At 73.2% G+C, this 24,663-nt stretch carries 22 protein-coding genes; 6 read left to right on the forward strand and 16 right to left on the reverse strand.

The genetic code is table 11. The annotated features are described in order from the left end of the window. The first annotated feature begins 106 nt into the window (after window positions 1–106). Entirely contained in the window at window positions 107–1,237 is a 1,131-nt protein-coding gene (locus J0911_RS00515) for a branched-chain amino acid aminotransferase (RefSeq protein WP_242636085.1), read from the forward strand. A gap of 89 nt (window positions 1,238–1,326) precedes the next feature. On the opposite strand, the gene J0911_RS00520 is transcribed toward J0911_RS00515, so the two are convergent. From J0911_RS00520 to J0911_RS00550, 7 genes are read right to left on the reverse strand one after another with little or no spacing between them, the layout of a single operon-like run. After that, entirely contained in the window at window positions 1,327–2,742 is a 1,416-nt protein-coding gene (locus J0911_RS00520) for an alkaline phosphatase family protein (RefSeq protein WP_207273445.1), read from the reverse strand. After that, on the reverse strand, window positions 2,739–3,953 hold the full coding sequence (eboE, locus tag J0911_RS00525) for a metabolite traffic protein EboE (RefSeq protein WP_207273446.1): 1,215 nt from the start codon (window positions 3,951–3,953) through the stop codon (window positions 2,739–2,741). The genes J0911_RS00520 and eboE overlap by 4 nt, the downstream gene beginning before the upstream one ends. A 10-nt stretch (window positions 3,954–3,963) precedes the next feature. After that, entirely contained in the window at window positions 3,964–4,842 is an 879-nt protein-coding gene (locus J0911_RS00530; RefSeq protein WP_207273447.1) for a TatD family hydrolase, read from the reverse strand. Window positions 4,843–4,844: 2 nt separating this feature from the next. Further along, window positions 4,845–5,570: an EboA domain-containing protein gene (locus J0911_RS00535; protein ID WP_207273448.1), complete on the reverse strand. Its 726-nt coding sequence runs from the start codon at window positions 5,568–5,570 to the stop codon at window positions 4,845–4,847. Further along, complete coding sequence (locus J0911_RS00540) at window positions 5,567–6,424, reverse strand: sugar phosphate isomerase/epimerase family protein (RefSeq protein ID WP_207273449.1); 858 nt, start codon at window positions 6,422–6,424, stop codon at window positions 5,567–5,569. Before J0911_RS00540 ends, J0911_RS00535 begins: the two co-directional genes overlap by 4 nt. Continuing rightward, window positions 6,421–7,329: an SCO3242 family prenyltransferase gene (locus J0911_RS00545; protein ID WP_207273450.1), complete on the reverse strand. Its 909-nt coding sequence runs from the start codon at window positions 7,327–7,329 to the stop codon at window positions 6,421–6,423. Before J0911_RS00545 ends, J0911_RS00540 begins: the two co-directional genes overlap by 4 nt. Beyond that, window positions 7,326–8,537: an inositol-3-phosphate synthase gene (locus J0911_RS00550; protein WP_207273451.1), complete on the reverse strand. Its 1,212-nt coding sequence runs from the start codon at window positions 8,535–8,537 to the stop codon at window positions 7,326–7,328. The genes J0911_RS00545 and J0911_RS00550 overlap by 4 nt, the downstream gene beginning before the upstream one ends. Window positions 8,538–8,913: 376 nt before the next feature. Between J0911_RS00550 and cimA the strand changes: the two genes are divergently transcribed. Further along, window positions 8,914–10,602, forward strand: coding sequence for a citramalate synthase (gene cimA / locus J0911_RS00555; protein WP_207273452.1), 1,689 nt, complete (start codon window positions 8,914–8,916; stop codon window positions 10,600–10,602). A gap of 60 nt (window positions 10,603–10,662) precedes the next feature. Here cimA and J0911_RS00560 read toward each other — a convergent pair whose 3' ends face one another. Further along, window positions 10,663–11,553, reverse strand: a complete 891-nt coding sequence (locus J0911_RS00560; protein WP_207273453.1) for a MurR/RpiR family transcriptional regulator — start codon at window positions 11,551–11,553, stop codon at window positions 10,663–10,665. Window positions 11,554–11,586: 33 nt separating this feature from the next. Beyond that, a complete protein-coding gene (locus tag J0911_RS00565) occupies window positions 11,587–12,744 on the reverse strand; it encodes an N-acetylglucosamine kinase (protein WP_207273454.1) in 1,158 nt (385 codons plus the stop codon). Window positions 12,745–13,109: 365 nt separating this feature from the next. Between J0911_RS00565 and J0911_RS00570 the strand changes: the two genes are divergently transcribed. After that, entirely contained in the window at window positions 13,110–14,048 is a 939-nt protein-coding gene (locus J0911_RS00570; protein ID WP_207273455.1) for an N-acetylmuramic acid 6-phosphate etherase, read from the forward strand. 28 nt (window positions 14,049–14,076) lie between these two features. Here J0911_RS00570 and J0911_RS00575 read toward each other — a convergent pair whose 3' ends face one another. Further along, window positions 14,077–14,604, reverse strand: a complete 528-nt coding sequence (locus tag J0911_RS00575) for a GNAT family N-acetyltransferase (protein WP_207273456.1) — start codon at window positions 14,602–14,604, stop codon at window positions 14,077–14,079. 141 nt (window positions 14,605–14,745) lie between these two features. After that, on the reverse strand, window positions 14,746–15,501 hold the full coding sequence (locus J0911_RS00580) for a sulfite exporter TauE/SafE family protein (protein ID WP_207273457.1): 756 nt from the start codon (window positions 15,499–15,501) through the stop codon (window positions 14,746–14,748). A gap of 76 nt (window positions 15,502–15,577) precedes the next feature. Between J0911_RS00580 and ybaK the strand changes: the two genes are divergently transcribed. Continuing rightward, window positions 15,578–16,084, forward strand: coding sequence for a Cys-tRNA(Pro) deacylase (ybaK, locus tag J0911_RS00585; RefSeq protein ID WP_207273458.1), 507 nt, complete (start codon window positions 15,578–15,580; stop codon window positions 16,082–16,084). A gap of 17 nt (window positions 16,085–16,101) precedes the next feature. On the opposite strand, the gene J0911_RS00590 is transcribed toward ybaK, so the two are convergent. Then, on the reverse strand, window positions 16,102–16,836 hold the full coding sequence (locus tag J0911_RS00590) for a YggS family pyridoxal phosphate-dependent enzyme (RefSeq protein ID WP_207273459.1): 735 nt from the start codon (window positions 16,834–16,836) through the stop codon (window positions 16,102–16,104). Between the two features lie 116 nt (window positions 16,837–16,952). Between J0911_RS00590 and J0911_RS00595 the strand changes: the two genes are divergently transcribed. Further along, entirely contained in the window at window positions 16,953–17,369 is a 417-nt protein-coding gene (locus J0911_RS00595; RefSeq protein WP_207273460.1) for a YccF domain-containing protein, read from the forward strand. A 65-nt stretch (window positions 17,370–17,434) separates the two neighbouring features. Here J0911_RS00595 and J0911_RS00600 read toward each other — a convergent pair whose 3' ends face one another. From J0911_RS00600 to J0911_RS00610, 3 genes are all read right to left on the reverse strand, one after another. Then, window positions 17,435–18,775, reverse strand: a complete 1,341-nt coding sequence (locus tag J0911_RS00600; protein WP_207273461.1) for an SGNH/GDSL hydrolase family protein — start codon at window positions 18,773–18,775, stop codon at window positions 17,435–17,437. A gap of 140 nt (window positions 18,776–18,915) precedes the next feature. After that, window positions 18,916–21,579: a DEAD/DEAH box helicase gene (locus tag J0911_RS00605; RefSeq protein WP_207273462.1), complete on the reverse strand. Its 2,664-nt coding sequence runs from the start codon at window positions 21,577–21,579 to the stop codon at window positions 18,916–18,918. A 59-nt stretch (window positions 21,580–21,638) separates the two neighbouring features. Next, window positions 21,639–22,514 carry a 3-methyladenine DNA glycosylase gene (locus J0911_RS00610; protein ID WP_207273463.1) on the reverse strand — a complete coding sequence of 292 codons (876 nt, stop codon included), beginning with the start codon at window positions 22,512–22,514 and terminating at the stop codon, window positions 21,639–21,641. A gap of 45 nt (window positions 22,515–22,559) precedes the next feature. Here J0911_RS00610 and J0911_RS00615 point away from each other — a divergent pair, with 45 nt between their 5' ends. After that, window positions 22,560–23,438: a PhzF family phenazine biosynthesis protein gene (locus tag J0911_RS00615; protein ID WP_207273464.1), complete on the forward strand. Its 879-nt coding sequence runs from the start codon at window positions 22,560–22,562 to the stop codon at window positions 23,436–23,438. On the opposite strand, the gene J0911_RS00620 is transcribed toward J0911_RS00615, so the two are convergent. Next, entirely contained in the window at window positions 23,407–24,663 is a 1,257-nt protein-coding gene (locus J0911_RS00620; RefSeq protein WP_207273465.1) for a heparan-alpha-glucosaminide N-acetyltransferase domain-containing protein, read from the reverse strand. The two genes, J0911_RS00615 and J0911_RS00620, sit on opposite strands and share 32 nt — an antisense overlap.

A 24,663-nucleotide genomic window follows, 5' to 3' on the forward strand; every position in this document is an offset into this window, starting at 1 on the left:
CACGGCCGGGTACGCCGCCCGGCCGCAGGGGAGTATCCCCACAGGACAGGTCCCCTTCACCGGCCGGACATGGAACACTGACCTCATCCGGTGAAAGGCTTTGATCATGACCACTATGTCCCATCACATCCTCCCCGCCGAGCTCGAAGACCTCGTCGCCCGGTTCGAGGTGCGGCGCACCGGTGCGCCCACGACGGAGGACGAGCGCACATCCCTGCTCGCGAAGCCCAAGTTCGGCACGGTCTTCACCGACCACATGGCACGCGTCTCCTGGCGTGCCGCCGACGGCTGGACCGACCGCCGCGTCGAGCCGTACGGCCCGTTGCAGCTCGACCCGGCCACGGCCGTGCTGCACTACGCCCAGGAGATCTTCGAGGGCATGAAGGCGTACAAGCACGCCGACGGCTCGGTCTGGACCTTCCGTCCCGAGCAGAACGCGCGGCGGTACGCCCGCAGCGCGCACCGCCTCGCCCTCCCGGAACTCAGCGAGGACGACTTCCTCGCGTCGATCGCCGCGCTGGTGCGGACCGACGTCGAGTGGGTCCCGGGCGGTGAGGACTCGTCCCTGTACCTGCGTCCGTTCATGTTCGCCAGCGAGTCGTTCCTCGGTGTGCGACCCGCGCTCGAGGTGGAGCACCTCGTCATCGCCTCACCCGTGGGCCCGTACTTCGCGGGCGGGGTGCGGCCGGTGTCGATCTTCCTGTCGGAGAAGTACCACCGGGCCGGCCCGCCCGGGGGGACGGGCGACGCGAAGTTCGGCGGCAACTACGCGGCCAGCCTGCTCCCTCAGCTGGAGGCCCAGCAGCGCGGCTTCGACCAGGTGTGCTTCCTCGACGGGGCCGAGAGCACCTACCTGGAGGAACTCGGCGGCATGAACGTCTTCCTCGTGATGGCCGACGGGACGATCCACACACCGGAGCTGGGGTCCATCCTGGAGGGGATCACCCGCAGGTCGATCATCCAGCTGGCCCGCGACCGGGGCCACGAGGTCGTGGAGCGCCGGATCCCGGCGCGCGAGCTCGTGTCAGGTCTCGAGTCGGGCCAGGTGAAGGAGTTCTTCGCGTGCGGCACGGCGGCCGTGGTCACGCCCATCGGCCGGCTGGCGTCGTCGGACTTCGACGTGGAGGTGGGCGGTGGCGAACCCGGTGAGCTGACGATGGCGCTGCGGGCCGAGCTGACGGACATCCAGTACGGGCGCGCCGAGGACCGGCACGGCTGGATGCGCCGCCTGGCCTGAGCCGGCGGAAAGGCAACGCGGGTGCGCCCGGCGGGACCCGGTGGGTCCGGCCGGGCGCATCGTCGTCGGTGGCGGGCTCCGGTGACCGGTCACCGGAGCGGACGCACGTCGACCCCCTGGAGTTCGAGCACCAGGTCGCGCACGGACGCCGCAGGCACCAGCCCGGCGTCGTCGTCCACCTGCCGCGCCACCACGCCCGGCACCCGCGGGTCGGAGCACAGCACGAGCGGCGTGTCCGCGGCGGAGTCCGGCAGCCGCCCGTGGGAGCCCCGCACCCACGTCGCGTCCAGCGGCGTGGTGCTCATCGCGTACCGCAGGCCGAGCTTCTTGCGCACCAGGTTCAGCCCCGCGCGCGCCTTCGAGAGCCGGTCCGCCGGGTCGAAGAACAGCTCGGCCGGGTCGTAGCCCGGCTTGCGGTGGATGTCCACGCCCCGGGCGAACTCGGGCGCGCGGTCGTCCCGCAGCCAGTAGTAGTACGTGAACCAGGAATCCGGTTCGGCCACCACCACGAGCTCGCCCGACCGTTCGTGGTCCAGGCCGTAGGCCGCCTGCGCCTCGCGGTCCAGGACCTCGTCCACGCCGGGTTCCGCGCGCAGCATCGCGGCCACCCGCGGCACGTCCGCCGGATCGGCCACGTACACGTGCGCCACCTGGTGGTCCGCGACGGCGAACGCGCGCGAGGTCCACGGGTCCAGCAGTTCACGGCCCTGCTGGGTGTACACCTCGAGCAGGCCCTCCCGCCGCAGCAGCCGGTTCAGGTGCACCGGGCGGGACACCGGCCCGATCCCGTACTCCGAGACCGCGACCACGGTCACGCCGTCGGCCTCCGCCTGGTCGAGGAGCGGTGCCAGTGCCGCGTCGAGGTCGGCCGCGGCCCGGTCCGCCTCGGGGGAGAGCGGGCCGAACCGCTGCAGGTCGTAGTCCAGGTGCGGCACGTACGCCATGGTGAGGTCGGCGGCGCGGGTGGTCAGCAGGTGCCGGGTGGCCGCGACGATCCACCGGGTCGAGTCGATCGACGCGGTCGGGCCCCAGTACCGGAACAACGGGAAGTCGCCGAACGCCTCCGTCAGCTCGTCGTGCAGTGCCGGCGGGCGGACGTACGCGTCCGGGGACTTGCGGCCGTCCGCGTGGTACACCGGCCGGGGCGTCACCGTGACCTGCGTGGTCATCCCCATCGCGTACCACCAGCACACGTTCACCGCGTGATAGCCGGGCTCGGCCCGGCGAGCCGTCTCCCACAGCTTCTCACCGCCGACGAGCCGGTTGTGCTGCCGCCAGAGGTGGACCTCGCCCAGGTCGCGGAAGTACCAGCCGTTCCCGACGATGCCGTGGTCGCGCGGCGCCAGCCCGGTCAGCATCGTCGACTGCACGGAGCAGGTCACCGCGGGGAGCACCGTGGCCAGTCGCGAGGACCAGCCGGCGCGGGCCAGGCGTCCGAGCCGCGGCATGTGCGCCAGGGCGCGCTCGGTCAGCCCGACGACGTCGAGCAGCAGGACGGGCCTCATGCGGCGTCCTCCTCGCGGGTCCGTGCCGCCCGCGGCGCGGGATCCTCCAGGAGGTTCTCGCGCGCCCACCGCAGCTCCGCCGCGATGCCCGCCACGAGGCCGTCGTCGTCCCCGCCGAGGCCAGCGACGCCGGTGGGCAGCACCGACCACGTGTACGTCTCCACGTCCAGGTGCGCCTCGTCGCCGTGCGGGGTCGCGCGCACCGCGGCGACCGCCTCGCGCAGCACGCCGGTGGTCGAGGTCAGCGGCGGTTCGGGCCGCGCGTGCAGCGGCACGTGGAAGTGCACGCGCCACGGGCCCTCGCCCGGCAGGCCGGGCCGCCCCCGGGCGGCGCCCAGCGCCTCGTCCAGGTCGTCGGCCGCGAGCACGGTGCCCGACGACGTCCGTTCCCGCACCTGGTGCAGGTACCGCGGCTCCGCGAACCTCCCGACGGCGGCACGTGACACCGCCTGGCCCGGCGCCTCCACGTGCAGCGCGGCGGAGGCTTGGACCTTCACCACCCGGAGCCCGGCGTCCGCGATCTGCCGCACCGCGCCGGCCGGGTCGGCGAAGGACACGGCCAGATGGCACGTGTCGAGGCAGACACCGACGTGTTCCGGATCGATCCGCCGTTCCGCCGGGAGCCCGGCATCGGTCCGGGCGGCGAGCCAGCGTACGACGTCGTCCACGGTGTCCAGGACGCAGCCGGGCTCCGGCTCCACCGCGAGGCGGACGACGTGACCCGTCCGGTCCGCCAGCACGCGCAGGTCCCCCGACAGGTCGGCCAGCGCCCGCGTCGACTCGTCGTCGTCGGCCGGTGTCCAGGGCGCGCGCCAGGCGAGCGGCAGGGTGGAGATCGACCCGGCCGCGCCGTCCGGCAGCAGTCCGGCGAGTACGCGCGCACACGCCTGCGTGTACTGCAGACGCGCGCGCTCCGCCCAGGTCGGGCGGTAGACGGAGCGGCCCACGACCTCGCTGTGGAAGCCGCCGTACGGGAACGCGTTGAGGGTGCGGACCTCCAGCCCGTGGTCCGCGAGCGCCCCGCGCAGCCGTGCGACGTCGTCGGTGGATCGGTCGAGCTGGTGCGCGACCCGTGCGGGCAGCCAGAGGCCGACCCCGAGCAGGTCGTGCCCGGTCGCCTCGCGGATCGGGCCGGCGTAGGCGGTGAGCTGGGCGATCATGCCGTCCAGGTCCTCGGCGGGGTGCACGTTGGTGCAGTAGGAGAGATGCATGGCCGCCCCCTTACGCCCGTACGCCACGGAGGACGGAGGAGCCCTCGAACTCCACGCCGGGCGCTGGTGGCTCGCCCGCCACGAAGCCGGGTACGGGGTCCAGGACCAGGTTGCCCGACTGGCCGTAGAACTCCACCGGGTTGCGCCAGAGCACCTGGTCGACGTCGTCGTCCGTGAATCCGGCGGCGAGCATCTCGTGGCCGGTGCGGGCCGTCTTGAGCGGGTCGGAGCGTCCCCAGTCGGCGGCGGAGTTCACGATCATCCGTGCGGTGCCGTACTCGCGCAGCAGTGCCACGGTGCGGCGTTCGTCCATCTTCGTGTCGGGGTAGACGGAGAACCCGGCCCACATGCCGGCGTCGTGCACGAGGGCGACGGTGGTCTCGTTGAGGTGGTCGACGAGCACGCGTTCGGGTGGCAGCCCGGACTCGCGGACGACGTCGAGGGTGCGGCGGGTGCCGGCGAGCTTGTCGCGGTGGGGTGTGTGGACGAGGACGGGCAGGTCCGCGTCACGGGCCAGTTCGAGCTGGGCGGCGAACACGTCGTCCTCGGCGGGCGTCATGGAGTCGAAGCCGACCTCGCCGACCGCCACCACGCCGTCCTTCAGCAGGTAGCGCGGGATCTCCGTGAGCACCTCGCGGCAGCGCGGGTCGTTCGCCTCCTTGGGGTTGAGCGCGATGGCGGCGTGGTGCCGGATCCCGAACTGGGCGGCGCGGAACCTCTCCCAGCCGACGAGCGAGTCGAAGTAGTCGGTGAACGAGCCGGCCGAGGTGCGCGGCTGTCCCAGCCAGAAGGCGGGCTCGACGACGGCGCGTACCCCGGCGGCGTACATCGCCTCGTAGTCGTCGGTGGTGCGGCTGGTCATGTGGATGTGCGGGTCCAGGATGCGCATGCTCACTCCTTCGTGGTTCTCAGCAGCCGGGTGAGGTCGGGTGGGATGTCCCGTCCCGCGGCCTGGCGTTCCGCGGCGAGGTCGTGGGCCATCCGGGACAGCTCGGCGTCGGCCCGTTCGTCGAGGCCGGCGACCGCTTGCAGCGGGACGCCCAGGAACACGAGCTTCAGGACGGCGTGCCGCCAGGTGTGGTCGTCCAGGTGCCGGCCGCCGAACGGTCCCACGGCCGCGGCGACGAGGCTGGTGTCGTTCGCCCGGAGCGCGTCCTCGGCGAGGGGGACTGCGGCGGTGGGCGCTGGTCCGCGGACGGTGAGCGCGTCGAGGGCGCGCAGGACGCCGCGCCGTTCGGCGGTGTCGCCCTGGTGGTAGAGCGTGGTGAGCGTGTTCGCCAGGCCGGGTGCGCCGGGTCCGGCGGCGTCGGCGCGGGCGACGACGAGTGCGGCGCGGGCGGCGTCGTCCACGGTGCCGTGCGTGACGCCGGTCGGGTCGACGGAGGGATGGAGCGGACCGCGCCCCGCGCGGCGCCCGGCGAGCGCGAAGAGGCGGGGCAGGGTCGCCGGGTCGGTCGCGACGGCGGTACGTGCGGTGTCGAGCCACTCCGGGTCGCGCAGGAGCGGGCGGAGGACGTCCGTGGCCAGGGCGAGGTCGCCCGCGCCGGGCAGGGCGGTGCCGGGCCGGACGGTCGGGACGGCCCGCTCGGCGTCGGGGCTTCTTGGCGCGTCGGTCATGCGGTGACCTCCTTCCAGGCCCTGGTCAGGGTCGTGATCGACGCGGTGACGAGGTCGGGTGCGGCGTGGGAGTGGCGGGGCAGCTCGACGGCGGCGACGCCCCGGTAGCCGATGTCGGCCAGTGTCGCGAGGGTGGCCGGCAGGTCGAGATCGCCCTCGCCGAACGGGCGGTGCTCGTGGTGGGTGCGGGGCATGTCGTCGAGCTGGACGTTGCGCAGCACGGGCGCGGCGGCGCGCAGGGCTCCGTCGACACCACCGGGCTCCACGACGAGGCAGTGCCCGACGTCGACCGTGAGGCCGAGACCGGGCGGATCGCCCAGGTCGCGGAGCAGCCGGAGCCCGTCCTCCACCGTCTCGACGTGCATCCCGGGCTCGGGTTCGAGCGCCAGCGCCACGCCGCGCGCGGCCGCGTGCTCCAGCAGGGCCGGGAGCCGGCCGAGCAGCCGGGCGCGGCCCTCGGCGGGCCGGTCGCCCGCGGGCAGGACGCCGGAGAAGAAGGACACGCACGTGGCGCCGAGCTCGGCGGCCACGTCGACGGCCCGCGCCAGGTAGCGCATCCGGGCCTCGGCGTCCGGGTCGACCAGGGTGGGCCGGTGCTTGCGTGCCGGGTCGAGCAGGTAGCGGGTGCCGGTCTCGACGACGACGGCGGCGCCGGCACCGTCCCGCATCGCGGCCAGGCGGGTGCCCACCGCCTCCACGTCGCCGGGGGGCGCCGACAGCGGGTCGAGGTGGGGGAACCCGAGCGTGAGCGCGACGGCGTCGTAGCCGGCGTCGTCGAGCAGGTCGAGCGCGGCGGGCAGCGGGTGGTCCGCGAGCCCGTTCGTGCCGTAGCCGAGGAGGAACGGCGGCCTCATGTGATGCTCACCTGCCGGCGGCCGCGGGCTCGTGCACGACGCCGCAGGGCGTACCCCGCGGCGGCCACACCGCCGAGCACGAGGGCCGTGACCGGCCGGCCGGCGCGGGCCGCCCACGTCGCCTGGAGGGGGATCATCGCGTGGAGGCCGGAGCGGGTGGCGTCGCGGACGGCGCTCGCCGTCGGGTCCGCCGCCGCACGGAGCTGGCCGGGCAGGCACGTGGCGGCGTAGGCGAGGGCGGCGGCCGCGGTGGCCCGGCGGGCGGACCCGTGGGGCTCGGCTCTCGCGGTGAGCACGGGAGCGAGCGCACCCGCGACCGTGGCGCCCGCGACCGACGACGCCACGGCCGGCGTCGTGCCCCGGACCTCGCCGCGGGAGAGCGTCGTGACGGCCGCCGTGTGCGCGGCGAGCCCGGCCGCGGCGGGGACGGCGGCGCGGAGGCTGCCCGTGGTGGCGCCCAGCAGCACGTCCAGGCCGCGGCAGGCGGCCATCGTGGCCGGGCCGAGCACGGGATGGTGCTTGAGCACCGTGTCGTACGCCCAGACGCCGGCCGCGATGCCGGACGCGACGGCGACGCCGCGGCGCCCGGTCGCGGCGCCGGCCGCGGTGATACCCGCCAGGGTCAGGGCGGCTCCGGTCGCGAGAGCCGTCCCCGGGGTGACCCGTCCGGACGGGATCGGCCGCTCGGGGCGCTCCACGGCGTCGAGGTCGCGGTCCGCCCAGTCGTTGAGCGCCATGCCCGCCAGGTAGAGACCGGCCGACGCGGCCGGCAGCAGGAGCCGGCGTGCCGTGGTGGGCCCGCCGCCCGCGGCGTGCCCGGCGAGCGTGTCGCCGACGACGGTGAGGGCCGCGGGCAGCCGGACCAGCTCGGCCAGGGACGACGCCGTCGGGGCCGGGGCCGTCATCGGGCGTCCACGCGGGCGGCGGTCCTGCGGACCCAGTCGCTCAGCATCCGTTCCTGGGCGGCGGCGTCGTGGACGTCCGATCCCCACGGGTCCTTGAAGAAGAAGCCCAGCTCGGGGACGGGCCCGGACAGCCCTGCCGCGTGCGCGAGCGCGAGCAGCCGCGCCAGGTCGAGGACGAGGGGGGCGGCGAGCATGGAGTCGTACGCGCTCCACGTGGTCTGCAGGGTCAGGCGGGAGCCGAGGAACCCCTCGACGTGGACGTGGTCCCACGCGACCTTCACGTCGCCGAGGTCGGGGACGTAGTCGATGTGCAGCGGCGTGGTGCCGGCCCCGGTGACGGCCCGTAGCCCGCGTGACTTGCTGCTCAGCTTGGAGCCGACGGCGTCGGGGTCGGCGAGCGTGGCGCCGTCCCCGCCGCCCAGCAGGTTGGTGCCCGACCACGACAGGACCCGCAGGTTTCGTGCGGCCATCGCGGGCGCGAGGACGGTGCGCAGCCAGGTCTGGCCCGTCTTGCCGTCCTGGCCCGCGAACGGGATGCCGCGTTCGGTGGCCAGCTGGGCCAGTGCGGGCAGTGCGATGCACGCGCTCGGTGTGAAGGCGGCGTACGGCGCTCCCGCGAGGATCGCCGCGTACGCGTACAGCGACGACGGCGGCAGCGGCGCGCGGTCCGGGTCGGCGAGCGCGGCGGTGAGCAGGGAGACGTCGTCGTGCTCCGGCAGGGGGTCGGGCAACGGCTCGGTCGAGGCGACGTCCACCACGACCACGCGGTCCAGGCCGTGGCGCTCGCGGAACGCGACGATGTCGGACGCGAGCCGTTCGGCCGTGGCCTGGCCGCTGCCCTCGGGACGGGCGGGGTCGTGGCCGGGCCGGACCTCCGCGTCGGCGGCCTCGAGGGCGTCGCGGGTGAGGGTGACCAGACGCGAGGGCAGCATCCCGGCGTCGGCCAGGGCTTCCGCGCGCTTGGGCAGGGGACAGGCGGACAGGTCGTGCCCGCCGATGACGAGGTCCTCGAAGTCCGGCATGGGGGCCGTCGCGAGGCCGGGGCGCGCGGTGACACAGCCGGTGGGTGCGGCGTGGCCACCCGCGAGGGCGGCGAGTCCCAGGGCCGCGGTCGTGGCCACCGAACCCCGTGCTCCGACCAGCCAGAGGCCGGTGGCCGGGCGGCCGGTACGGGCGGAGGTGTTCGCGCGGGCGTGAATATGAGGCATCGGTGCTCCCCGTTCGTCACTCACCGGAGCAGCGCTGCCCCGGGCAGCCTTCACGCTAGCCCGGCTTATGCCGAGAATCAATCAAAAGTGCCGACCGGATTCGCACAAGGGTGGCGGCGGGTACCGGATCGCGGCGGACACCTACCGCACCGGCCGGACCTGTGGCACCATGGCCCGCATGACCCTGCGCATCACCCCGCGTCCGGCGATCATCATTCGTTAGCGCGTCCGGCCCCGCCTTGCCGGACGCGCAGACCTTCCGTACCCCGGAGGGTCTTTTTCTTTGCCCGCAGAGCCACAAGCTCCTCCGCACGTTCTCGCACGCCAGTCCCGGCCCGGTGCGGCCGCGGCTCCTCGCACGGAAGAGACCCGACGCATGCGTACACCGTTCCACGTCTACGACACCACCCTGCGCGACGGTGCCCAGCAGGAGGGCATGAACCTGTCGGTCACCGACAAGCTCGCCATCGCGGCCCAGCTGGACGAGCTCGGGGTCGGCTTCATCGAGGGCGGCTGGCCCGGTGCCGTACCGAAGGACACGGACTTCTTCGCCCGCGCCGCCAAGGAGCTCACCCTGCACCACGCCGTGCTGGCCGCGTTCGGCGCGACGCGCCGGGCCGGCACGCGCGCCGGTGACGACCCCCAGGTCCGAGCCCTGCTCGACGCCGAGACGCCCGTCGTCACGCTCGTGGCCAAGTCCGACGTCCGGCACGTCGAGCGCGCGCTGCGCACCACGCGCGAGGAGAACCTCGCGATGATCCGCGACACCGTCGCCTTCCTGGCCGGCGAGGGCCGCCGGGTCGTGCTCGACGCCGAGCACTTCTTCGACGGCTACCGGTACGACGCCGGCTACGCGCTCGCCGCCGCGCGCACCGCGTTCGAGGCCGGGGCCGAGGTGGTCTGCCTCTGCGACACCAACGGCGGGATGATCCCCACATGGGTGTCGGGGATCGTCGCCGAGGTGCTCGACGCCGTCGGCGGCCCCGCCGTCGTCGGACGGGTCGACGACGACGGGCGCCCGGCCGGACCCGTGCTCGGCATGCACGCGCACAACGACTCCGGTTGCGCCGTCGCGAACACGCTGGCCGCCGTCGAGGCCGGCGCGACGCACGTGCAGGGCACCGTCAACGGCTACGGTGAGCGCACCGGGAACGCGGACCTCGTCGCGGTGACCGCGAACCTGCAGCTCAAGCTCGGCATGGAGCTCGTGCCGGAGGCGGGCCTGCGGGAGGCCACCCGGATCGCCCACGCGATCAGCGAGATCACGAACCTGTCGCCCTTCGCCCGGCAGCCGTACGTGGGACAGAGCGCGTTCACGCACAAGGCCGGTCTGCACGCCAGCGCGATCCGCGTGGACCCCGACCTGTACCAGCACATGGATCCGAAGGACGTCGGGAACGACATGCGCATGCTGGTCAGCGACATGGCCGGGCGCGCGTCGGTCGAGCTGAAGGGTCGCGAGCTCGGGTTCGACCTGTCCGACCGGAAGGACGTCCTCGCCCGGGTGACCGACCGGGTCAAGCACGACGAGGCACGCGGCTACACCTACGAGGCCGCCGACGCGTCGTTCGAACTCGTCCTGCGGGACGAACTGGGGGAGCTGCCGCGCTACTTCGAGACCCAGTCCTGGCGCACCATCGTGGAGACCGTCCCGGACGGGCACACCCCGGCCGACGTGTACGGGCCGGAGGCCGAGGCGTTCGCCGAGGCCACCGTGAAGATCACCGTCGGCGGCGGGCGCATCGTGGCGACCGGGGAGGGCAACGGGCCCGTGGACGCGCTGGACCGAGCGGTGCGCCAGGCCCTGACGTCGGTCTACCCGGAGCTGCGGCGGTTCGAGCTGATCGACTTCAAGGTCCGCATCCTCGACACCGACCAGGGCACCGACGCGCGCACGCGTGTGCTCGTCGAGACCGCGGACGGCGAACGCTCGTGGTCCACCGTCGGCGTGGGACCCAACGTGATCGAGGCGGCCTGGGAGGCGGTCACCGGAGCGTACGTCTACGGCCTGATCAAGGCGGGCGTCTCGCCCGCGGACCCGGTGCCGGGCAGCCCGGCGGAGTGAGGGACCGGGCCGGGGCGCCGGCGGCTCCCGCGGGGGACGCCGGCGCCCCGCCCCGCCCCGTCAGTCGTTGCGCGACGGGCGGTTGAACTCCATGCGCTGGTCCGCGACCGCGTCGGCCGTGAGCCGGATGGCCTCCTGCGACTTGTCGTAGCTGCGCTGAGCCACCCGGACGAACAGGAAGTCCACGATGGTCAGCTGGGCGATGCGGCTCGCCATCGCGCCGGCGCGGAACTTGGTCTCCCGGGCGGTGGTGGCCAGCACCAGATCGGCGACCTTGCCGATCGGCGCGTCCGGGTAGTTCGTGATCGCGGCCGTGATGGCTCCCCGGCGGTGGGCCAGCTCCAGAGCCGTGTTGGTGGCCCGCGTCTGGCCGCTGTGCGAGATGCCGATCGCGACGGCGCCCGGGTCGAGCACCGCGGCGGACGACTGCTGGAGATCGGCGTCGGGCGAGCAGAAGGCGATACGTCCGATGCGCTGCAGCTTGATCGCGAGGTCCTGCGCCGCGATGTGGGACGCGCCGACGCCGTACACGGCCAGCTGAGGGGCCGTGGAGATGGCCTCCGCGAGCTTGTCGAGGACCTCCCGGTCCACGTCACGAGCGGTGTCCTCGATGGTGCGGGCCTCGTGGAACGCGATCTTGTTCACGACGTCGTCGACGCCGTCGGTCTGCGTGAGCTCGCCCTGGGCGATGCCCGAGCGCTCGAGCTCCAGGTCGCGCCGGCTGGTGGCCTGCGCGAGGTCGATCCGGAACTCCGGGTAGCCCGCGTAGCCGATCGCGCGGCAGAAGCGCACGACCGTGGCCTGCGAGGTGTCGGCCTCGCCGGCGAGCTCGGTGATCGTGGAGGCGACGACCAGGCTCGGGTTCTCCAGCACCGTCTCGGCGACGCGCGCCTCGGCGGGGCGCAGGGTCGGAAGCGAGCGGCGGAGTTTGACGAGCACGTCACCGGTCATCGGCGGGATCTCCAGTCATCGGGCCCGGGTACGTCAAGAGATCCCCGGGGTGTCGGGCAGTACGTTCGGCAGCTCCGTCGCGGAGAACTGCGCGGTGGACATGGAGCTGAACATATCCGCCCCGGTGTCCGTGTGCTCACCCGTGGTGTGACGCCCGTCGACGCGCACCGTCAGCCACGGGCGGTAGCCCACCACGCTGGTCGGATCCACCGCGAGCCGCCGCGCCAGCAGCTTGGCGCCGTCGAGCGGCGTGCCCTCGCACGGCACGAGCCGCACGCCCGGGCGCTCCTGCATCAGGTTCTCGTGCAGCGACTCGGTCAGCGGGGACGGCCGGTGCGCGAGCCGTCCGGTGATCGACGCGAGCTGCGGGATGTCCGGGGTGAGCGCGGTGGCGAGCGTCGCCGCGAGGTGACGCCCCGCCTCGACGAGGATTCCGTGGGCCGTCGTGTCACCCGCGGCCGCGGCGCTCATCACCGCCGGGGCGAACGAGGCCAGCTTCGCCGCACGGTCGTTGCTCATGTACAGCTGGGCGGGCCAGCTCGCGACCGGGCCGAGCTTCTGGGTGGCGACCTCCAGCAGGCGCTCGGACCTGCCGCGCGTCCGCCCGTCGTGTGCCGCGGTGGCCGCGCGCAGCGCCTCGGTGCCGACCCAGACGCCCGCTCCGAGGTCGCCGAGCAGATGGCCCCAGCCGTCGGCGCGATGCCAGCGGCCCTTCTGGTCGAACGAGAAGGCGACCGCACCCGTGCCGACGGAGAGCACCGCTCCCGCCCGGCCCCGCAGGGCGCCCATGTGGGCGGTCAGCGCATCGCCCGCGACGGCCGTCCGGTTCGTCTGGAGCATCGCGCCCATGATGTCGTGGATCTCGGCCGCGCTCGGCACGACCGTGGTGAGGCCCGTCGTTCCGACGGCGGCGGCGAGGACGTACGGGGGCTGCTGAAAGTGGTACTCCGCGTTCTTGACCCAGTACAGGAAGGTCTCGCACAGTCCGCGGACGACCTGGGCGGCGTTGCTGCCCTCGGACAGCATCTTGACCGGCTCGCCCTCGAGGGTGATGGTGATGCCCTCGTTCTGCCGACCGCCGTCCCTGAACTCGGCGGTCAGGCGTGAGCCGCTACCGCCCACGTCCATCGCGACGATCCAGCCGGCGGTGTCGCCGACGGCTGCCCCGTCCCCGTCTGTGTCAGTCTGCACCAATCCATTCTGCCATGATTTCCCCCCAAGATTGCGTAAAGAGTCGTGGAAATTCGCGCATATTACTCGCGAAATATCCGGCATGCCATGGCGTGCTAATGGCGTGGGGTGAACCCGTCGGCGCGCCTCGTTGGCGTCGCCGTGTGACGGGTCTATCATCACGTTTTGATAACGGTCGGGTGCGATGGTTTTCGCCCGCTTGGCGTGGAGGTAATCTCCGCGAGTGGTGGTAAGTCGGGTAACTGCATTTCACGCGGTCCGATGCCGGGTATGACAGGAGAGGGACCAGCGTGAGCGACATGGTGCGTGCCGTGGCCAGATCCACCCGGTACGGTCGAGCTGCCGGTCGGGAAGGAGAACCACGGATGATCACCGACACGGGGTACGGGAGGGCGGGATCCGTCCCGCCGGTGCGGGTGTCGTCGCCGACCGAGGAGCGCAACCCCCGCACACGCGACATCGACATCGTTCCCACGGCAGAGCTCGTGGCCATGATCTCGGACGAGGACGCGCGCGTCGTCGACGCCGTCCGCGCCCAGCACCCGCAGATCGTCGCCGCGGTCGACGTCGCCGTCGACGCGATCCTCGCCGGCGGGCGTGTGCACTACGTCGGGTCCGGCACGTCGGGCCGCATGGCGTTCATGGACGCGGCCGAGCTGCTTCCGACGTTCGGCGTCGGGGAGGAGATGTTCGTCGCACACATCGCGGGCGGCCCCGGCGCGTTCGCCCGCGCCGTCGAAGGTGCCGAGGACGACGCCGAGGCGGGCCGCGCCCTGCTCGACGGCGCCTCGCCGCACGACGTCGTCGTCGGGATCGCCGCCAGCGGCCGCACGCCCTACGTGCGCGGTGCGCTCGAGGCGGCCCGTGAACTCGGCGCGTCGACCGTGCTGCTGGCGTCCAACCCCCTGGCCCCGCTCGCTCCGCTGGCCGACGTCCCCATCCTGGTCGACACCGGGGCCGAGGCGATCACCGGATCCACCCGGATGAAGGCCGGCACCGCGCAGAAGCTGGTGCTGAACACGATCTCGACCGCCGTGATGGTGCGTCTGGGCAAGACCTACTCGAACTTCATGGTCGAGGTCGTCGCCACCAACGAGAAGCTGCGCGGGCGGCTCGTGCGCCTGCTGGAACAGGCGACCGGGCATCCGACCGAGGCCTGCGAGAAGGCGCTGCGCGACGTCGGGGGAGACCTGCGGGTGGCGCTCGTGACCCTGCTGGTCGGCGTCGACGAGGCGGCCGCCCGGGCCGCTCTCGCGGCGCCCGGCGTCCGCGGGGTGCGCGCCGCGCTCGACCGTCTGCGCTGAGCGGTGTCCGGCGCGCCCGGCCGAGCCGTCAGACCCGTTCGGGGACCTGGGCCGCCATCTTGGCGACCAGGACCTCACCGCCCTTGGTGAGCTGCTCGCCGGTCTGCTCGAAGCCGAGGCGGCCGTGGAAGCGCATCGACCCCGGGTTCGGCGGGTCGAGGTTGATCTCGCACGTGACGACGTCGCGCTCGGCCTCGCGCGCGGCGTCGAACACGGCGTCGTACAGCCGGCGGCCGATGCCGCGGTTCCGGGCGCGCTCACCGAGCACGATGCGGTCCACGTACAGGTGGTCCAGGCCGCGGTTCTCGAACCAGTCGTAGTTCTCCGACGAGTACTCGGAGCCAGGGTCCAGCGCCAGCAGGAACCCGAGGGGATCGGAGTCCGCGGGATCGGTGGCGACCAGCGCCAGGGAGGAGATGTCGAGGAGGTCTCGCATCTCGTCCGCGGGGGTGACCGGGACCGCCGGGATGGCGGCGTTGTTGAGCTCGACCAGGGCCGGGACGTCTGACGCGGTCGCGGGCCGCAGCGTGGGGCTCGCGGGGGCGACGACGGGCATGGGAGCATCCTCTCCTTGAGGAAATGGGATCGCTCCGACAATACCGGGCACCGGTGATCCGGTTCAGTGGTGTGTCCCACATCGTGAGAGGCCTCACGGCGTCCAGGCAGCTCGCGGGCCCGCGGTCCCGGCCCGCCGAGGTCAGGCCAGCAGGTGCACGAGGCCTCTCGCGAGCGTGGCGACGCCGCCCGCGTACGCCAGGACGATCAGGACGCGCCGGGTGGCCTCGCGGGAGAGGTGCGGGGCCAGGAGCTCACCCAGACCGATGCTGCCGACCAGGGCGACGGCGATCACCAGCCACTCCCAGAGCGCGAACGCGGGAAAGGACGCGTCGGCGAACACGAGCTTGGCCGTCATCGCGGCGAGCGCGTTGGTCATGAAGAAGGGCTGCGCCGTGGCGGCGAAGGACCTCGGGTCCCACCGGTCCAGGACCGCGTACACCGCGAGCGGCGGTCCGCCGATCCCCGCGGCGACACTGCCGAACCCGGACGCGACGCCGGTCACGAGGAGCGGGCGCGGATCGCGTGCGGCGAACCGGCGCCGCTCGCCGCGGAGCCGGGACGTGACCAGGGCCAGCGTCATCGCCCCGACGACGAGCACCCCGATGCCGACCTCCAGGGCCGCGGAACTGGCGCCGCGCAGCAGCAGGGCCGCCGGCACGCTCACGGCGACCGAGGCGGCGGCGAGCCACGCGTAGCGCCGCCAGTCCACCCCGCGCAGCACGCGGCCGATGATCAGCAGGGCCATCACGGCACCCACCACGTTGACCAGCAGGACGCCCTGCAGCGGGCCGACCAGCAGCACGATGAACGGTCCCGCGACCAGCCCGAACCCCATGCCCGTCACGCGTTGGAGGGACCCGCCCACCAGGATGGCCAGGACGAGGAGAGCGAGCACCCGACAACTGTACGCCCGGGCAACGCGACCGCCGTCGCGCCGGATCCGGGGGACACGTCCCTGCGGGTCGGTGACAATGGCGCCCGTGGTGAAGAAGAAGCGGGCCGCGGCGAGCGGCGGGACGCCGGCGGTCGCCGTGCTGGAGAAGGCGGGCGTGGACCATGTCCTGCGGGCCTACGAGCACGACGGGTCACGGGACGACTTCGGCGCCGAAGCGGCCGACGCGCTCGGCCTGCCGCCCGGGCAGGTGTTCAAGACGCTCCTGGCCGACGTCGACGGCGCGCTCACCGTCGGCATCGTGCCCGTGGACCGCAAGCTGGACCTCAAGGCGCTGGCCCGAGCGGTCGGCGGCAAGAAGGCCGCGATGGCCGAGGTGGCGCGGGCGGAGCGGGCGACGGGCTACGTGGCGGGCGGCATCTCGCCGCTCGGTCAGAAACAGCGACACGTCACGGTCCTCGACGAGTCCGCCGAGGTGTTCGACGTCGTCTACGTGTCCGGCGGCCGCCGCGGCCTCGACGTCGGCCTGGCACCGGAGGACCTGCTGGCCTTGACGCACGGCACGACGGCGCCGATCGCGCGCTAGGCGCCCGCCGGCCGGGCTCAGGGCCGGCGGGGCCCGAAGACCGCCGTGCCCACGCGGACGATCGTGGCGCCCTCCGCGACCGCGAGCTCCAGATCGGTCGTCATGCCCATCGACAGCTCCCGGGCGCCGGCGGTACCCGGCGCGCCGGACGCCAGCACCTCGTCACGGATGTCCCGGAGGCGGGCGAACCCGCCGCGCACCGTGGCCTCGTCGGCGGGCTCGCCGCGGGCGTCCAGGCGCGCGCCGATCGTCATGAACCCCGTCAGCCGCAGGCCGGGCAGCGCGGCGACGTCCTGGGCGAGCGGTGCGGCGTCGGCGGGCCCGACGCCGGACTTGGTCTCCTCGCCCGACACGTTCACCTGCACCATCACGTCCAGCGTGCGGCCGTCACGGACGCACCGTGCCGACAGGGCGTGGGCGAGCGTCGTCCCGTCGACCGTCTCGACCCCCGTCGCCGTGGCCAGCACCTGGTTGATCTTGTTGCGCTGCAGGTGTCCGATCATGTGCACCTCGAGCGTGCCCGACGCGACGCGGTCGGCGAGGGCGGGCGCCTTCGCCACGAGTTCCTGGACGCGGTTCTCGCCGATCAGGTCGACGCCGGCGTCGACCGCGGCGAGCACGGCGCCGGCCTCCTGGGTCTTGGTCGCGACCAGGAGGCGGACGTCCCCGGGGTCACGCCCTGCGGCGCGGGCGGCGTCGGCGACGCGGGAACGGACAGCGGCGAGACGGTCGGCGATGGGGGAGGTCGGCACAGACCCGAGTGTATGGAAACCCCGGTGATCCCCGGCGGCCCGGGAGATCACCGTCAGGGGCGGATCAGGGTGATACCCGGTGATGCGACTGCCGCGGCATGCGGCAGAATCGCCACATGCTTCGGACGCTGCTGAACATCATCTGGTTGATCTTCGCGGGCCTCGGCCTGTTTCTCGGGTACATGCTGGCGGGCATCATCTGCTGCCTGCTGATCGTCACCATCCCGTTCGGCATCGCGTCCTTCCGGATCGGCGTCTACTCGCTGTGGCCGTTCGGCCGGGCCGTGGTGGACAAGCAGCAGTCCGGGGTCGGTGAGGTGATGTCGCTCGTGGGCAACGTCATCTGGGTGGTCGTGGCCGGCTGGTGGCTCGCGATCGGTCACATTGTCACCGCGATCCCGCTGTTCATCTCGATCATCGGCATCCCGATGGGCTGGGCGAACCTCAAGCTGATCCCGGTGTCGCTGATGCCGCTCGGCAAGGAGATCGTCCCGAGCGACACGCTCCTGCCCACCTACCAGCGGTCGGCCTGACCGGCGCCGCGCGCGAGCCGAGCGGTCGGCCCGGCCAGGGACCGACCGCTCGGCTCACAGCCGGGTCACTCGTCGGCGAGTGACATGACCTCCTGGTCGAGCGGGCCCAGGGTCATCCGGGGCTCACCCGTCGCCGTGAGGGTCGCCGCGCCGAGCCCGCCGACCACGCAGCTTCCGCTGACCGGGTTCCCGCCGTTCCACACCTGGCGGAGGCAGTTGCGCTGGGCGAGCTGCCCCCAGTAGTTCGGGTGGAGGGACTCCTGGATCTCGTAGGGCGAGTCGCCGATCGTCGACACGGTGCGGATCTGGTTGATCCACTCCGTCCGGTCCACCGCTCCCGGCGACTGCCAGTTCGCCAGGCCGACCTCCTCGTAGAGGCCCACACCCTCCTCGCACAAGCGCTGTCCGTCGAAGGCGTGCGTCATGTCCAGGGTGCGGACGTTCGGCAGGCCGACGTCGGCCGCCGCACCCAGCAGCGCCCCGTTGATGACGGGCAGAGCCGTGGAGTTCGCCCAGTTCGCGTCGGCGTTCCAGATGCCGCAGCCTCCGGTGAACTGCCGGCTGTACCCCGACTGGGAGTACCGGATCCCGGAGCCGTTCGGCAGCGGGGACGGGTAGGTCTGCACGACGAGCGTCCACTGGTCGTCGGTGTAGCCCGCGTTCCGCATCGCCGTGGCCACGTTGCCGAGCGACTGGGCGACGTCGGCCCTCACGGCGGCGACGTTGGCGGCGGTGAAGTTCTCCTCGACCGAGTCGTCGTCGTGGCAGTAGTTCTTCCACCACGTGGGAGAGGTGAGGAAGTTGACCACGCACTGCTGGACGATGCCCGCGAAGTCGAAGTCGTTGCCGCCGATCGAGACGACGACCATCCGGACGTTGCGCGTCGCGGCGGCCTCCTGCAGGGCGAGGGCCTGCCCCTGGCCCGCGGATCCGTCGAAGAAGTCGATGCCCGGCTTGAACCCGGACCCGGTGAAGGTCGCGGTCCGTGCGCCGCTGCACGCGAGGTTGAGCCCCTGGGTGCCGGCGCCGAAGTACGCCTCGGCCGAGGACGCCCGGTGGCACCCCGCGATGGTCTCGCCGGTGCCGTCGGCGTTGTCGTGGTAGGCGTGGGGGCCCAGTGCGTCGGCGCGGCGGTGGTCGGCGTTGGAGCTGCCCGCCCAGCGGCCGGCCTCCCCGGAGATGTACGAGTCGCCGAGCGTGACGACCCAGGGTTCTCCGACACCGGGCCCGTCGGCGGCCGCGGGCGGCGCGGTGGCGACGGAGGTGGCGACGAGGGCTGCGGCGGCGAGCGCGACGGCCGGCCCGGTCAGGGCGGCGCGGAAACGGGCGCGGACCGAGCGGGGGTGGGTCGGTCCGGAACCGGTGGATCTGACACGGGACGATCTGACGCGAGGCGAGGTGTGCATTGACCAGACTCCTGTTGTCGGATGAGGCAGCACCGTTACTGACTCAGTAGGCAATAGTAGAGTCTAAGAAGCACTCATTAAAGAGCAAATGGTGGGCAAAATATGACGCGCGGCCGTCGGCGGGGTACGGCGGCCGGCCGTCAGATCGGGCCTACCCGCAGCGCCCGGAGCATGACCTGCCCCGCCTCGTCGCTCGCCGCGAGGTCGACGCCCGCGGTGATCGCCCAGTCGCGGTTCCCGTCCGCGTCGTCCAGCACCTGACGGACCCACCACGTGCCCTCCGGCACCCGGCTGCCGTCCGGCAGTTCCGCCCCCGGCTCCAGGACCGTGACCAGGCTCGCCGCGCGCGCCTCCGGGCCGATGCCGATCGCGTCGTCGCCCTGCTCCTCGAACAGGGGGTCGAGGGCGTCGGCCCAGGCGTCGGCGTCCATGCCGAGTGCCCCGTCCAGGGAGCCGAGCGCCTCGTACGCCTCGCGTGCGGCGAGCTCGACGCGCCGGAACATCGCGTTGCGCACGAGCCGGCGGAACGCACGGGGGTTGCCGGTGACCGGTCGCGCGGGAGCCTCCGCCCCCGCGTCCGCGAGCTCTCCCTCCACGACCAGGTCGGCGTCGTCGTCCACCGGGTTCTGGAGGCGCTCCCACTCGTCGAGCAGCGACGAGTCGACGTTCCGCACCAGTTCGCCCAGCCACTCGATGACCTCGTGGACGTCCTCCGTGCGGTGCTCCTCCGGTACCACCTGACGCACGGCGCGGAACGCGTCCGCGAGGTACCGCAGCACCACGCCCTCGGTGCGTTCCAGCCCGTAGGCGCTGACCAGCTCCCCGAACGTCATCGCCTTCTCGAGCATGTCGCGCACCACCGACTTGCACGACAGCTCCGCGTCCGCCACCCACGGGTTCGTCTGCTTGTACGTGGCGAAGGCCGGCTCCAGCAGGTCCCGCAGCGGCTTGGGCCAGGTGACCTCCTCCAGCAGCTCCATGCGCTCGTCGTACTCGATGCCCTCGGCCTTCATCGCCGCGACCGCCTCGCCGCGCGCCGTCTTCTGCTGGCCGAACAGGACCTGCCGCGGGTCGTCGAGCGTGGCCTCGATGACGGAGACGACGTCGAGCGCGTGGGTGGGGCTGTCGACGTCGAGCAGGTCCATGGCCGCGAGCGCGAACGGGGAGAGCGTCTGGTTGAGCGCGAAGTCACGGGGGAGGTCCACCACGAGCCGTGCGCTGGGGCGGTAGCCCTCGGGGCGCGTGGGGTCCGGGACGCGAACCCGTTCGACGACGCCCGACTGGCGCAGGCTGCGGTAGATGCGGAAGGCCTGCCGGACGTGCTTGGCCTTGAGGGCGTCGGTGTCGTGGTTGGCGGTGAGCAGGTGCCGCATCGCGGCGACCGGGTCACCGTCGGGACGTGCCAGCACGTTCAGCACCATCGCGTGGGAGACGGTGAAGTTGCTGCTCAGCGGCTCCGGGTCGGCGTCACGCAGGCGTTCGAACGTGGAGTCGGTCCAGTTCACGGCGCCGGACGGAGCCTTCTTGCGGACGATCTTCTTCTTTTTCTTCGGGTCGTCCCCGGCCTTGAGCAGTGCCTTGCGGTTCTCGATGACGTGCTCGGGCGCCATGACGAGCACCTCGCCGAGCGTGTCGAAGCCCGCGCGCCCGGCGCGCCCGGCGATCTGGTGGAACTCGCGCGCCGTGAGGTGGCGCATCCGCTCGCCGTCGAACTTCACCAGGCTGGTCAGCAGGACCGTGCGGATGGGCACGTTGATGCCGACGCCGAGGGTGTCGGTCCCGCACACCACCTTGAGCAGGCCCTTCTGGGTGAGGCGCTCCACCAGGCGGCGGTACTTGGGCAGCATGCCCGCGTGGTGCACGCCGATGCCCGCGCGCAGGAACTTGCTCAGCGTCTTGCCGAAGCCCGTGCCGAACCGGAACGCGCCGATCTCCGCGGTGACGGCCTCCTTCTCGTCCTTCGAGGCCAGCTTGGTCGAGAGCAGCGCCTGGGCGCGGTCGACGGCGTCCTTCTGCGTGAAGTGGACGACGTACACCGGGGCGCGGTGCGTCTCGACGAGTTCCTGGATCGTGTCCGTGAGCGGCTCGACGACGTAGGCGAACTCCAGCGGGACGGGACGTTCGGCACCCGTCACCTCGGCGACCTCGCGGCCCGTGCGGGCCTCCAGGTCCTCGCGCAGCCGCGTGGTGTCGCCCAGCGTGGCCGACATGAGCAGGAACTGCGTGTCCGGCAGCTCCAGCAGCGGCACCTGCCACGCCCAGCCGCGCTGCGGGTCGCCGTAGTAGTGGAACTCGTCCATGACGACCTGGGCGATCGCGTCGTCCCCGGTGAGCGGGCCGCCGTCGTTGCGTGCCTGCCGCAGGGCGAGGTTCGCCAGGATCTCCGCCGTGCAGCAGATGATCGGGGCGTCCGGGTTGACCGCGGAGTCGCCCGTCATCATGCCGACGTTCTTCGAGCCGAACGCCGCCACGAGATCGAAGAACTTCTCGCTGACCAGAGCCTTCAGCGGTGCCGTGTAGTAGGTGCGCCCGCCGCGGCCGGACCGGTTCGCCGCCAGCGCCGCGAACTGCGCGCCCATCGCGACCATGGACTTCCCCGACCCGGTGGGTGTCGCGAGGATGACGTGCGAGCCCGTCATGAGCTCCAGCAGCGCCTCCTCCTGGTGCGGGTAGAGCGGACGGCCGCCGTCGGACGCCCACGTCCCGAAGTTCTCGAACAGCACGTCCGGGTCCGGGGCCTTGCCGGTCGGAGCGGGGATGTGGGGGAGCAGGGTTCCGGCGGGGCGAGGCGTCGTGGTCGTCATGGTGCGGTCATTGTCTCAGCCCTGCTGAGGGGCGCGACCGGCGCCCGTGCGGGGCGGGCTCAGGGCCGCAGCGCGTCGCAGGCCGTGAGCAGGCGGTCGCGGAGCGCGGCGGACCGGTCGGCGAAGCCGCGCTGGCGGCGGACGTACTCCGCCTTGCCCTCGGGCGTCTCGATCGCGACCGGTTCGACGCCGTACGCGGACACGTCGTAGGGGGAGGCCGCCATGTCCGTGTACCGGATGTCGCGGGCCAGCTCGAACGTGTCCAGCAGCAGCTCTCCCGGCACGGCCGGGCCGAGCTTGAGGCACCACTTGTACAGGTCCATGTTCGCGTGGAGGCAGCCCGGCTGCTCCAGCGCGGGCTGTGTGGCGCGGGTGGGGCGCAGGGCGTTGCGGTCGCGGGCCTCGGGGGTGAAGAACCGGTAGGCGTCGAAGTGCGAGCAACGCACCGGGTGCGACTCCACGACCGCGTCCGTCCCCGTGTGGCCCAGCCGCAGGGGCAGCGGGTGCCGATGGTCGCGCCCCGCCTCCTTGTCGCGGTAGACCATCGCCCATTCGTGCAGCCCGAAGCAGCCGAAGGTTCCCGGGCGCGACGCGGTGGCGGCGACCAGCGTGCGCACGTACCGCACGGTGTCGCCACGCTCGGCGAGGAAGGCCTCCACGTCGAGGGTGACGCCGCCGAGCACCCGCGTGTACCAGCGGCCCGCGGCGGCACCGGCCAGGACCACCCCGGCCCCGGGATGCCAGCGACGCAGGTGGGAGATCCGGGTGGGGTAGTAGGTGAACAGGAAGTCCTCGATCGCGTGCTTCCGTCCGGCGGCCCGCGCCTCGCGGCGGACCGCCGTCAGCGCGTCGGCACGTGCGCGGTGCGCGGCGGCCGCCGCCCGCCACGTGGCGGACGGGAGCAGGCCGGTACGCTCACCGAGGGTCGAGGTCACCCACCAACTCTAGGGCCGCATCCGCCGCACCCTAGGCTGACCCGCATGGTTCTTCCCTTCCGGCAGGTCAATGTCTTCTCCGCGGCGCCCACGGGCGGCAATCCCGTCGCCGTCGTCCACGACGCGGGCGCCCTCACGGACGAGCAGCTGGCCGCCTTCGCGCGATGGACGAACCTGTCCGAGACCACGTTCCTTCTCCCGCCCACGGATCCCGCCGCCGACTACCGCGTGCGGATCTTCACGCCGACGCACGAGCTCCCGTTCGCGGGACACCCGACGCTCGGCACGGCCCACGCGTGGCTCGAGGCCGGTGGCGTGCCCGCCGGCGACGACGTGGTCCAGGAGTGCGGGGTCGGCCTGGTGACGGTGCGTAGGGAGGTGTCCGTGGCCGGCGCCGAACCGTCGCGCACCGGGTCGGCCGCCCTGGCGTTCGCCGCCCCGCCGCTCCTGCGCTCGGGCCCCGTCACCGAGGAGGACCGGGCCCGTATCGCCGGTGCGCTGGGGATCCACGTGACCGACATCGCCCGCGCCGCCTGGGTCGACAACGGTCCCGGCTGGGTGGCCGCGCAACTGCGGGACGCCGAGGCCGTGCTCGCCCTGCGGGTCGACGCCGCACGGTTCGGGGAGCTCACCATCGGCGTCATCGGCCCGCACTCGCCCGCCGACCGCCGCCGCCTCGGCGCGGACGTCGAGGTGAGGGCGTTCGTGCCGTCGCTCGGTGCGGCCGAGGACCCGGTGACCGGGAGTCTCAACGCGGGCCTGGGCCAGTGGCTCGCCGGGGACGTCCTGCCGTCGTCGTACGTGGCGGCGCAGGGCACCGTGCTCGGCCGCGAGGGCCGCGTCCGCGTCACGAAGGGCGACGACGGCGAGGTGTGGGTCGCGGGCGAGACGATCACGACCGTCGTGGGCGAGGTACGCCTCTGACGGGCGACGGCGGCGTCGCACCGGTGGGCGGCGTCGCCCGGCCCGGCCCCACGCGTCCGGTCACCCACCGGACCCAGGCGGCGAACACCCGCTCCAGCGGGCCCTGGCCGAACAAGGCCCGCCACAGCGTCGCCGCCGCCAGGGTGATCAGCACCATCCAGCCCAGCGGGCCGTTCGTCGGCGGGTCGAGCAGATCGAAGCCACTCTCGGTCACCGCCCAGATCGCGACGATCTGCGCCGAGTAGACCGTCAGCGCCATCGAGCCCACGGCGGCCAGCGGTGCCAGCACGCGCGCACCGGCACCGCCCGCGAACAGGCACAGCCCGATCAGCCCGAGAGCGAACCCGCCGGACCCGAACACCTCCAGCATCGTGTCGTCATGGGGCCCGTCGAGCCAGAGGTAGTGCGGTGTCGGCCAGGGATCGCCGAGGCCGAGCGTGCCCGGCCCGGCCCAGGCGGTGGTCGTCCCCTGAAGGTTCGCCTCGACGGCCGCCCGCCCGCCGCCCGCCGCCGTCATGCCGGCCGAGACGAGGGCGCAGACGAACGCCACACCGAACCCCCCGCCGACCAGGCCGAGCCGCAGCCCGGCGCGGCGCAGGTCACTGCGACCCACCGCCAGGCCCGCGAGCACGAAGGCCATCCACACGACCGCCGGGTAGTGGCCGGTGAGCAGGAAGTCCGTGAAGGCGCCCGACCCGTCACGCGGCAGCCGCAGTCCCAGCCGGGCCAGGGCCTCGGGCCCGTAGTACGCGATCGGGGGCCCCGCCACGCCGATCACCACCGCGCACGACGCGAGCTGCGCGGGCCGCAGCCGCAGGAAGGGCAACGCCAGCACGAAGTACGCCGCGTAGAAGCCGAGGATGAGCGCGACGCGCGTGCCCAGCAGGTCGAGCACCGCGACCAGGCCCAGCAGCGCGACCGCCCGCGCCAGGATCGCCACCCGGGCGGCGGCGAGCCCCGCACCGGACGGCGGCTCCTGACGTCCCGTGGCCAGCCCCAGCGACACGCCCGCCACGGTGGCGAACAGGATGGAGGAACGACCGTGCGAGAAGCCCAGCCAGCCCTCCAGCGTGGCGAGGTCCGCCGACGTCACGCCGACGTGCGCCGTGAACATGCCGAGCACGGCCAGACCCCGGGCGATGTCGACCCCGGGCACCCGGCCCTCGTGCGGCGCCTGCGCCGTGCCCGGTCCCGGGGCGGGCGGTCTCGCTGACGACGTGGGCAT

This window comes from Myceligenerans salitolerans (genome assembly GCF_017349295.1).
Taxonomy (GTDB): domain Bacteria; phylum Actinomycetota; class Actinomycetes; order Actinomycetales; family Cellulomonadaceae; genus Myceligenerans; species Myceligenerans salitolerans.